Here is an 11565-nt window from a genome sequence, read left to right on the forward strand (position 1 = left end):
ATATCCGGATATTTCTTGGAATCTATGAGAGGGAATGAGGGATCTTTGGCGATAAGAGAGATGGAATCCATGCGAAAACCGTCTATCCCTTTATCGAACCAGAAGCGCATCATATCGAAAATCTCTTGGCGTACCTCCGGGTTCTCCCAATTTAAGTCGGGTTGTTTCCTGGAGAAATAATGCAGGTAATAAGAGTCGGTTGGCTCGTTATACATCCAAGCGTTGCCATCCTCGTCGAAATAGCTGAGGCGCAAGGGAGACTCGCCTTTCTCGGCCGGCCACCAATGGTAATAGTTGTAATAGGGATTATGTCTGGATTTACGGGCTTCCTCGAACCAAGGATGCTCGTCGCTGGTATGGTTTACTACCAAATCCAGCACCAATCGCATCTCCCGTTTATGAATCTCTTTCAGGAGACGGTCGAAATCTTCCATCGTGCCGAATTCCCGCATGATTTCCCGATAGTCGCTGATGTCGTAACCATTATCATCGTTGGGCGAGAGAAAGATGGGATTTAACCAGATGACATCCACTCCCAAGCTTTGTATATAATCCAGGCGGGAGGCGATACCGTTTAAATCACCGATTCCGTCGCCGTCGCTGTCTTGAAAACTGCGGGGGTAGATTTGGTATATAACCGCTTCTTTCCACCAAGTCTTTTGAATGTCCTCTTGACCGGACGTACTCTCTGTAACATGTTTTGAATCCATCTTATTATTCTTTGGTTTTTTACTATAACAAAAGGATGTGGTGGTTAGTTTCAGCAACTTATGACGCTTGGGAAATGTTGTTTTATCAATAAATAGAAGAAACATATGGAAAATGGAGTAATGATGCAGTATTTCGAATGGAATCTGCCGAACGATGGAATGCTGTGGAAACGGCTGAAGGATGACGCCTCGCATTTACATGAGATCGGGATCAGCGCCGTATGGATTCCACCCGCTTACAAAGGCCATGAGCAAGCGGACGAGGGGTATGGAACCTATGATCTATATGATTTGGGTGAGTTCGACCAAAAAGGGACCGTACGTACCAAGTATGGAACTAAACAGGAACTTCAAGAAATGATCGGGGAACTTCACCGGAACCGGATAGGCGTATATCTGGATGCCGTGATGAACCATAAGGCGGGAGCCGATTATACCGAATGGTTTATGGCGCAAGAGGTAGATCCTGGACAACGGGAAAACGCTACCGGCGAACCCCATGAGATAGAGGGCTGGACCGGTTTCGACTTCCCGGGGCGTGGCAATATGTATTCCAACTTTAAATGGCATTGGTTTCATTTCTCCGGGACGGATTACGATGTATCCCGCAAGAAGGAAGGTATATTCCAGATTCTGGGAGAAGGAAAACATTGGAGTGAGGGTGTCGATGATGAGAATGGAAATTACGACTATCTCATGTTCGCCGATCTGGATTTCGATAACCCCGAGGTCGTGCGTGAGATGCAAGATTGGGGGATCTGGGTATCGAACGAACTAAACTTGGATGGTATGCGCCTTGATGCGATCAAGCATATAAACGACCAGTTTATCAAGCGTTTTCTGGAGGCGGTAAGAGCGGATCGGGGAGAGGATTTCTACGCTGTCGGGGAATATTGGAAAAACGATACCGAATCGTTGAAGGCTTACCTGTCTCAAGTAGAATATAACATGGATTTATTTGACGTAGCCTTACATTATAACTTGAATGAGGCTTCCGAGAAGGGGCGTGACTATGATTTGCGCGATCTCTTAAAAAGGACCTTGGTCGAGATCTGTCCGGATCAAGCCGTCACCTTCGTGGATAACCATGATTCGCAAAAAAACAGTTCTTTGGAATCGCAGGTGAAGGATTGGTTCAAACCTTCCGCTTACGGTTTGATCTTGTTGATGAAGAAAGGGTATCCATGTATCTTTTACGGGGATTATTATGGCGTAAAAGGAAAGAAATCTCCGCATCGTAAGGTATTGGATATACTATTGCGTGCCCGGAAAGAGCATGCGTTCGGGGAAGAGGTGGATTATTTTGATCATCCGAACACGATCGGCTTCGTCCGTTTGGGAGATCCGGAACATGCTGATTCGGGCTTGGCGGTGGTGATCTCGAACGGGGAAGATGGAGAGAAAACAATGTCTGTGGGGGAGAATCGGATGGGTGAGGTATGGTACGAGATCACAGGTTCGGTAAAAGATACCGTGACGATTGATGAGGAAGGGAAAGGCCGTTTCCTTGTCAAGGGAGGCAAATTGGCTGTTTGGGCCAAGGTCAAAGCTTAACGGACGCTTTACTTGACCTCGAATTGTATTTTCTTTTGGTTCCCTTCGTTATCGATGAGAGTAAGGAGATGTTTTCCTTGGCTCACGGAGCAACTGATCTGGTGATTCTCGGTGGTCTCTCCCAGATAGCTTTCGTCCAGATGCCAGTAAATCGTAGCGTCACGGCGGGCATGGGCGGCCTTGAAAATGAACTTCTCGGATTTCCCGGAGAAGCCTTTAGGAAGGTAGAGAATGGCGTTATGCTCGGGATAGATCAGCTCGATCTGGCGGTTCAAGTCTTGCCCGCAGCCGGGTTTTACCGGAGGAAGCGGGATATAATCGATGTGATAGTTGCGGTAGTAATACTCCTGTGCGGGAGGAAGCACGAACCACGAGCGGCTGATCATCCGGTCGACAGACTCGCAGGAACTATTGACCCTGTACCGTCCGTCCGCCGATAGGTGCACGAGCTTGTGATAGGGGCAGATCCCCGTGTTATTGCCGGACATCGGCATGTATAAGGTGTCCGTTTGCTCGCAGTAGGGCGAGGCCTTATGTCCGCTGTTCCGGCAGATCACCATGAGACGCATCTCGTCATAGGGCTGGTCGAACCATTCGCTACCGGGCAATAAGGAAAAGATGTCGAAAAGGACCGGGGCGGCGTTGCCGACACCCGTAAGCCCCGGACGGCCCTCGCCGGAAGCGTTACCGGCCCATACGCCGACGACGTAGCGGGGAGTCGTGCCGATCGCCCAAGCGTCTCGTCCCCCGTAACTCGTTCCGGTCTTCCATGCGATCCGCTTCATCGACTCGAATTGTTGCCAGTCGGCTTCTTCCTCGGGACGGTTCAGGGCAGACATCGCCTCGAACGTGTACCACAGGGCCGCGGAGGAAAGGAGTGGCTTATCGGTGAGCCGGCTATCGGTAAGGGAGCGGATAGGTTCTTTCCTCTCCACCGGAAAGGGCGTCAGCGGATGGATGTCTGCCGGATGATAACGTCCGTTATAAGTGCGGTAATGTGTAAGCACACGAGACATGGAGGCATACATGCCGGAAAGATCCCATAGAGTTCCCTCGGCCCCACCCAAGATCAGGGAGGCCCCGTAATGTTCCTCGGAGAAGCGTAAGGTAGTCATTCCCCACGATTTCAGCAAAGACATAAAACGTCCGGTATTATATTGGGAGAGCATACGTACCAAGGGAACGTTCAAGGAGCGTTCTATGGCTACATGGGCCGGTACCGCCCCGTAGAATGTCTTGTTGTAGTTTTGGGGGGAGAAGCCGTTTATATTCAAGGGCACGTCCGAGACCAGCATAGATGGGAGTAACAACCCGTCGTGTAGCATGCCGGCATACAAGAAGGGCTTGAGAATGCTTCCCGTGCTGCGGGGCGAGGTGATGATATCCACTTGGTTTCCCCACCGCTCGTCAGCCGGAAAGGTTACGTTTCCGGCGTAGGCCAATACCTCTCCGGTCTCCACGTCCGCTACGATCGCCGCCAGATTATGGATATGGTTGGAACTGTATTCACGGGCATAACGGTTTACGATAGCTTGTGTCTGCCGTTGCAAGGCTTGACGGACGGTGGTTTGGATGCGTTGTCCCGGTTGCTCCGCGGCCAGTCTTTCCAACAGATGCGGGGCATCGTTGGGTAATGGGACAGGGGCTTCGGGAAGTGGCTCCATACAGGCCAGCTCGTATTCGGTCTCGTCCAATACGCCTTTCTTCTGAAGGGAAGCCAATAAGCGATCCCGTTTCTCCTTCAGTTGTTTCCGGTTTCTTCCGGGATGGATCAAGGCGGGGGAGTTGGGAAGTACTGCCAGCGTAGCGCTCTCGGCCCACGATAGCTCGGAGGCGCTTCGCCCGAAATAACGCCATGCGGCGGTTTCCAGCCCGATCACGTTTCCCCCGAAGGGAGCGTTCGAGGCATAGAGGTTCAGTATCTCCCGTTTGCTATGGGTGGTTTCCAGAAAAAGCGCCCAGCATATCTCGATCGTTTTCTCGTAGAAGGTCCGCTCTTGGTTTCCTCTCGCTATGCGTGCCAATTGCATGGTCAAGGTACTTCCTCCGCTCACCACACGCCCCGCTTTCCCATTCAAGCGGATCGCCCGGACGATGGCGGCGGGGTCTATCCCGGGATGGTAAAAGAAACGTTTATCCTCATACGTGAGCAAGCAATCCACGAATTTATCGGGCAAGCTATCCGTCGCCGGGAAACGCCATTGCCCGTCCGGCGCGATACGTGCGCCTAAAAGCTCGCCCTCTGCGGAGTATAATAAGGTAGAGCAGGGAGCGGGAAATAATTGCCGGGGCACGATGCCATACATGATACACCACACCATTAGGACGATTCCTACGGTAGATGCGAGGAGGAGCCATTTTCGCCTAAAAGTTTTCCTTTCTTTTACCATATCGGTTACATCTATGGATACTGGGTTTCTTATATTACTGATACCTAAATATCGGTTTCGGTGATATTCGGCATGGGGTTTGAAGGCTTGTCTTAGTACTTCCGTATGGACATTGTAGTACTTTGCGAGAAGTACTGTGATACTTTTCGTATAGTACTACGGTACTTTGTACGAAGTACTGTCTCAATCGTACCAGTTGATATTTTTTTCGTAATTATCGAACTTTAGGTCTTCCGTCACTCCGGTTTGACGCAGTGCTTTTAACACGATCCTCTGCTCTTCCGGAGAGAGTGGAGACTCGCCTCTTCGCCGTTCGAAATAAGGGTTACGCCCGAAATGGGCTATCAGTATCGACATGAATTGTTGGTATTGCGCCGGGAACATCCGGCTCTGCATCCCGGTGAACCCCCGTGCGTAAGTTACGGGAACGGAATCCCGGAAGTAGGGGCAAGCCTTATCCCGGGTACAGAGAGTTGGGTTCAATAACCGTAATACGGCAACCGGCCGTTCGATGAGCGGCTGGTAGGCGATCTGGTGCAGGCACTTCCCTGCCCGGGGGCAATCTGGTTGTTGGCAGACGGCGTAGTCGATGGGGATTTCCTTGTATAGTTTCTTGGGCATGATGTATAAGGTTGTTTGAATAATCCATGTTTAGAACAAATATACGAAAAATATCAGTTTGTCTGAAAGTATAGGAGAGAAATCCTTCTATTTATGTACATTTGTAAATTAACCATTTAAAGATTCATGCGTATGATACGATCTATCGGTTTATTCTGCGTACTTTGTCTCTTGTCTGTCTTGACAAGCTGTGATACGACAACTTCCACGGATCAAGATCTCCCTTCTTATAATCCGAATGTAGAGGCGTTTACTACCGGGAAGATTTCCCGGTATTCTCCCGTTTACCTGATCTTTAATCAAGAGATCCCGGCAGATCGATTAAAGGCGGACCGGTTGGGGAAACTCGTGCGCCTCAAGCCCGATGTGCCGGGGAAATGGGCTTTCGAGAATAGCCGGACGTTGGTGTTCAAGCCGGAGAAAGGTTTTGAGCGAAACACCTCTTATCAGGTGAAGGCCGATTTGTCCGAATGGTTTGAGGTACAAGGAGAGGATAAACAGTTCGCTTTCCGTTTTTCCACGCTTCCTTTAGCCCTTCGGGGGAATTTGGAATCAATGGATATCCATACGAAAAACGAGAATGGGTACGATTTGACTGCCGTGCTTTTTACTCCGGATAAGGAATCTCCGGAGATCGTGGAGTCATTGGTGAATTTCTCCGAGAAAGTAGATGCTACCTGGCAACATAGCCCGGATGGCAGGAAACATGAGGTGACCTTGCTCAATGTACCCGCCGGGATAGAGGGGGAACGGACGCTCAAGCTTTCTGTCTCTGCTAATAAACTAGGGGTAGAAAAAGCCGATGTGGTGACGGTGAGCATTCCGGATCAAAATGATTTCTCTGTATATGACGTAGTGTATGTATCCGAGCCGGAACGTTACGTAGAGGTGGCTTTCACGAAATTGCTGGACCCGGGCCAAGATATGAGAGGTTTGGCTTTTATCGCCGGAAATACCTCGGAGACCGTGAATGTGGATGGGAACAAACTGCGTCTATATCCGGACGCGGGCTTACGGGAGAAGGGCGTGATGAACATCCATCTGAACCAAGGTATCCGCAGTAAGAGTGGCTTGAACCTAAAAGAGGCTGTCGTACGCCAAGTGGTAGCCGACGAGCAGAAACCCAACGTCCGTTTTGTCGGGAAAGGAGTGATCATCCCGCAATCCACGCAATTATCCGTTCCTTTCCAGGCGATTTATTTGCGTGGGGTTACGGTGAGCGTTATCAAGATATTGGAACAGAATATCGGTCAGTTCCTGCAATCGAACAACTTGGATGAATCCGGGGAATTGATGCGTGTCGGACGCTTGATTACCCGTAAGACGATCTTCTTGGATGAGGAGGGACTTGATCTGTCGCGGTGGAATACGTTCGCTATCGATTTGAAGCAGTTGATCGAGCCGGAGCCGGGCGCTATTTATCGTCTGGAACTTTCGTTTGACCGGCCTTTGTCCGTTTATCCTTGCGGGAATGATACGGTGACCGTCTCGAAGGAACAAATCTTGGCCTCAGACGAGATCCGTTTCAAGGAGGAGGCCTCCCGTTTTGATGAAGGTGGGTATTACTATTATCGTCAATATGATTGGTCTGATTATAATTGGCAGAAACGGGATGATCCTTGCTCGGATAGCTATTACTTTAATAAGGTAGAGGGAAAGAATGTATTGGCTACTAATTTGGGATTGGTCGCCATGATGGGACAGGATAATGATATGACCGTCTTGGTGCATAACATACAGGATACGGAGCCGGAGCGAGGAGTTGCGGTTACCGCTTATAATTACCAGCACCAATCGTTGGCCTCGGGCACGACCGATGATAAGGGGCAGGTGAGACTGGATCTCTCCTTGGGACGTCCGTTTTACCTGATCGCCTCACAGGGAACCCAACGTTCCTATCTGCGGGTGGATAACGGATCGGCCCTCTCGCTCAGTTCGTTCGATGTATCGGGCGAGGTGGTGCAGAAAGGGATCAAGGGCTTTATTTACGGCGAGCGAGGCGTATGGCGTCCGGGTGATACGTTGCATCTGGGCTTTATGCTGAATGACCGGGCGAAGCAATTGCCGACGAACCATCCGGTCGTGATGGAGCTGTACAACCCGTTGGGGCAAATGTATGCCCGTAAGACACAGACCCGTGGCGAGCTGGGGCTTTACGCCTTCGATTTCGTTACCGAGGCAGATGCCCCGACTGGTGCGTGGAACGTGAAAGTACATGTGGGGGGTGTCTCATTCTCGAAGCGTTTACGCATCGAGTCCATCAAGCCGAACCGTTTGAAGATCGCCTTGTCCATGCCGGAGAAGACCTTGTCGTGCGGTGAGCCTATGGATGCCCGCTTGCATGTGGAATGGCTGCAAGGAGCCATCGCCCGTAACTTGAAATATGATATACAAGGTACTTTTATCGCTACTCCGACCACCTTCGATGGCTATAAGGATTTCTATTTCGACGATCCTTCCCGGGTGTTTAATACGGAAGAGAGTAAGCTGATCTCCGGTACTACCGATGCACAGGGTAACGCCACGATACAAGCCCGTTTTGAGTTGGGTTCTACCGCGCCGGGTATGTTACTGGCTAATCTGGTGACTCGGGTCTATGAGGAATCCGGTGATTTCAGTATCGACGCGGACCGGGTGCTTTACTCGCCTTATCGCCGGTATGCCGGTATCAAGTCTCCGCAGAAAGATAAGGAGCAACTAAACACCGGGGCTAATTACACCTACGAGGTCGCTTCCGTTGATTATTTAGGAAAGCCGCAAGCGAATACGGAGTTAGACGTGAAGATATATAAGGTCTACTGGTATTGGTGGTGGGACTCCAATCGTAGCGGCTTGGCTAATTACGTATCGGATTCTTACAATAAGCCGGTAAAGACATTTACCCTTCGTACGGATGGGAGTGGGCGGGGGACGTTCCAGCTCTCTTTCCCGGATAAAGAGTGGGGAACGTATTTCATCTCCGTAAAAGATAAGGAAAGTAAGCATTCTACCGGCGTGATGAGTTATTTCGACTGGCCTTATAATGAGGGACGGCGTAACGCTGATGGCAGCGAGTCTGCCACGATGCTTAGCTTCAAGACCGATAAAGATAGTTATACGCCCGGAGAGAAGATGGTAGTCACCTTCCCTTCCACGAAAGGAAGCCGTGCGATTATCAGTATAGAGAACGGCGTGCGTGTCCTCTCCTTGACGGAACACACGTGCGAGGATAAGCAAACGACCGTGAAGCTGGATGTGACGAAAGATATGCAGCCGAACGCTTACGTCTATATCACCTTATTGCAGCCTCATGGCATCACGAAGAACGATTTGCCGATCCGTTTGTACGGCGTTGTCCCCTTCACGGTGACTTCTCCGGAAAGCCATCTGACCCCGGTTATCCAATCTCCCGCCGAGCTGAAGCCGGAAGCGTCTTATACCATATCCGTCTCCGAGAAGGATGGGAAAGAGATGGCTTATACGCTAGCGATCGTGGATGAGGGCCTGTTAGACCTGACCCGTTTCCGTACGCCGGAGCCTTGGAAAGCGTTTAATGCCCGGGAAGCGTTGGGTGTAAATACATGGGATTTGTATAATTACGTGGTTGGCGCTTATGGTGGTCGTATCGAGCAATTGTTCAGTATCGGTGGCGATGATGCGCTGAACAAAGGCCCGAAAGCGATCGTGAACCGTTTCAAGCCTGTGGTACAATTTGACGGCCCGTTCTTGTTGAAGAAAGGAAAGACCGCCCGACATACCTATCGGATGCCGAATTACAACGGGCGTGTCAAGATCATGGTGGTAGCCGGAAACGGGGAGGCTTATGGACATGCCGATAAGAGCGTGATGGTACGTAAGCCCGTGATGTTGCTGGGAACCTTGCCCCGGGTGATTGGCGTGGGAGAGGAGATGGTAGTGCCCGCTACGGTATTCGCTACCGAGGACGGTGTGGGAACCGTGAATGTCTCTATCGCTTGTAGCCCGAATATGGAAGTGATCGGTGAGGCGACGAAGGCCTTGAGCTTCGAACGGAAAGGGGATCAGCAAGCCTCGTTCCGTATCCGGGTAAAGAAGAACCCGGGTATCGGGAAAGTAACGATAACCGCTACGGGTAAAGGGGATAAATCCGTTTATGAGACGGAGTTGGAGATCCGTACGGTACGCCGTCCTCAAGTGAAAGTTACCGCCGCTACTTTAGAGGCCGGTGAATCTTGGAAAGAAACGGTTACGATGCCGGGGGCCGCGGGTACGAACCGGTTGGCCTTGGAAGTGTCGGATATCGCCCCCGTGAATTTATCTTCACGTCTATCCTATTTATCGGATTATCCGCACGGCTGTCTGGAACAGATCACCTCGAAAGGATTCCCGCGGCTTTATATCTCCTCGTTCACGGAGTTAACCCCGCGGCAAGCGAAATCCGCGGAGGAGGCCGTGAAAGAAGTGATCCGCCGTCTGCGTTCTTACCAGACCGTGGATGGGGCTTTCGCCTATTGGCCGGGTGGAACGAGCAGCAATGGCTGGGGTACGGTTTACGCTACTCATTTTTTGTTGGAAGCCTCGAAGAAAGGTTACTTGGTTCCCGAGGCCATGAAACAAAGCGCATTGAATAATTTAAGCCGGGTAGCTCGCAATTGGAAGCCGGTTACCTCTTATTATAAGGATTCGGAAGAGGCTACGCAAGCCTATCGCCTGTATGTATTGGCTTTGGCCGGGGTACCGGAGATGGGTGCTATGAATCGCCTGAAAGAGATGAAGGACTTGACCTCCATGAGCCGCTGGTCTCTGGCTTCTGCCTATGCCTTGGTAGGTCGTGAGGATGTCGCTCAAGACTTGATTAGTCGGACGACGGCTCTTCCTTCCGGTTATTCCGGATATGACGAGACATTCGGCAGTGATGTCCGGGATCAATCCATCCGGTTGATGACGCTTTGTTTATTGGATAAGGGCAAGGAGGCCGCTACTTTGGTGAAAGAATTGTCCGGACAGCTTTCTTCGGATGAGTGGTTGAGTACGCAGTCCACGGCATTCGCTTTAGTGGCCTTGTCTGACTACCTGGCTAGATATCGGGTAGACGAGGCCATGGATTTCACGTATGCTTATGACGGAAAGAACGGGCAGGTGGGAACGGATAAGAATATATGGTCCGAGACCTTATCGGATAAGGCGGGAACCTCGGCGAAGGTAGAGTTGAGGAACACGGGTAAATCCACGCTCTTCGCCCGTATCATAACTGAAGGAACACCGGAGCAAGGAGAGGAAAAAGCGTATGCGAACGGTGTCTCATTGGCGGTTAGTTATGTGGATTTGAACGGACGTCCGGTCGATGTCGCCAAACTGGAGCAAGGAACGAATTTCTCTGCCGTGGTTACGGTGAAGAATCCTTCGGCCCGAGGATATACTAATCTGGTAGTATCGGAGATTTTCCCGGCCGGATGGGAAATACTGAATACCCGTTTCTTGAATGAGGCCGCTACGGATAGCCTGGCCGCCGGAGTGAATTATCAGGATATTCGCGACGATCGTGTTTATAGCTATATAGACCGTCTGCCGGCAGGCCGTCAGGTGACTGTGAAGATCAATCTTTGCGCTGTCTACCCGGGCCGCTTCTACCTGCCTCCGGTGTATTGCGAGGCGATGTACGATTATTTGATCCGTGCGAATACCGCCGGACAGGAAGTTTCCGTGTTTTAACTTCGTAAAAATGGGGCTGGCCCATCCGGATACATGCGAAAATGTGCCGGAGGGCGGCCTCATCGCCTATATTGGAAACTTTTTTTCAAAGTTTATCGGATTTATAGTTGTATGCCCAAATAAAACCATTACATTCGCAGCATATTTGAGATTGGTTTAAGTTTGCATTAGAAAGTATTTGCTCACAATTAGATTTGTCAAGTAAAGTTTTTAGTCAAAACACTCAGCTCAATTAACCATTTAATTAAAGTTTACAAGATGAATCTTTACATTTCAAATCTAAGTTACAACATCTCTGATGAGGACTTAAGACAGTTATTTGCTGATTACGGTGAAATTGTTTCAGCAAAAGTTATTATGGATAGAGAGACAGGCCGTTCAAGAGGTTTCGGCTTTGTTGAACTGAGCGATGATGAGCTAGCGAAGAAAGCTATCGAGGAGTTAAACCAAGCAAGTTATGATGACAAGGTCATCAATATAACAGAGGCCAGACCGAGAGAGGATAGAGGAGGCGACAGAGGTGGTCGTTCCAACAACAACAGAGGTGGCGGCTACGGTTCCAACAGAGGCGGTGGTTATGGCTCAAACAGGGGTGGTGGAAGATATTAATTCTACTAGAT

General features: G+C 50.3%; 6 protein-coding genes. 3 read left to right on the forward strand and 3 right to left on the reverse strand.

Features of this window, described 5'->3' with window-relative positions; genetic code table 11:
- A partial coding sequence (locus Q0110_RS08035; protein WP_297905468.1) for an alpha-amylase family glycosyl hydrolase occupies positions 1–710 on the reverse strand: 710 nt, incomplete at its 3' end.
- Positions 711–815: 105 nt separating this feature from the next.
- On the opposite strand from Q0110_RS08035, the gene Q0110_RS08040 reads away from it, so the two are divergent.
- Complete coding sequence (locus Q0110_RS08040) at positions 816–2264, forward strand: alpha-amylase (RefSeq protein WP_297905471.1); 1449 nt, start codon at positions 816–818, stop codon at positions 2262–2264.
- Positions 2265–2272: 8 nt separating this feature from the next.
- Here Q0110_RS08040 and pbpC read toward each other — a convergent pair whose 3' ends face one another.
- Positions 2273–4654 (reverse strand): penicillin-binding protein 1C, encoded by a 2382-nt coding sequence (gene pbpC / locus Q0110_RS08045; protein ID WP_297905474.1) that lies wholly within the window; start codon positions 4652–4654, stop codon positions 2273–2275.
- 183 nt (positions 4655–4837) lie between these two features.
- A complete protein-coding gene (locus Q0110_RS08050) occupies positions 4838–5275 on the reverse strand; it encodes a DUF6078 family protein (protein ID WP_297905476.1) in 438 nt (145 codons plus the stop codon).
- A gap of 132 nt (positions 5276–5407) precedes the next feature.
- Here Q0110_RS08050 and Q0110_RS08055 point away from each other — a divergent pair, with 132 nt between their 5' ends.
- Together Q0110_RS08055 and Q0110_RS08060 are read left to right on the forward strand one after the other, a co-directional pair.
- Positions 5408–10945 (forward strand): MG2 domain-containing protein, encoded by a 5538-nt coding sequence (locus Q0110_RS08055; protein WP_297905479.1) that lies wholly within the window; start codon positions 5408–5410, stop codon positions 10943–10945.
- A 258-nt stretch (positions 10946–11203) separates the two neighbouring features.
- Positions 11204–11554, forward strand: coding sequence for an RNA-binding protein (locus Q0110_RS08060; protein WP_297905482.1), 351 nt, complete (start codon positions 11204–11206; stop codon positions 11552–11554).
- The last annotated feature ends 11 nt before the right edge of the window (positions 11555–11565 follow it).

It is taken from the genome of uncultured Parabacteroides sp. (genome assembly GCF_947855115.1).
Taxonomy (GTDB): Bacteria; Bacteroidota; Bacteroidia; order Bacteroidales; family Tannerellaceae; genus Parabacteroides.

Coding starts and splice junctions, on each gene's coding strand:
- Q0110_RS08040 (WP_297905471.1), top strand. CDS start 816: ATGGAAAATGGAGTAATGATGCAGTATTTCGAATGGAATCTGCCGAAC.
- pbpC (WP_297905474.1), bottom strand. CDS start 4,654: ATGGTAAAAGAAAGGAAAACTTTTAGGCGAAAATGGCTCCTCCTCGCA.
- Q0110_RS08050 (WP_297905476.1), bottom strand. CDS start 5,275: ATGCCCAAGAAACTATACAAGGAAATCCCCATCGACTACGCCGTCTGC.
- Q0110_RS08055 (WP_297905479.1), top strand. CDS start 5,408: ATGATACGATCTATCGGTTTATTCTGCGTACTTTGTCTCTTGTCTGTC.
- Q0110_RS08060 (WP_297905482.1), top strand. CDS start 11,204: ATGAATCTTTACATTTCAAATCTAAGTTACAACATCTCTGATGAGGAC.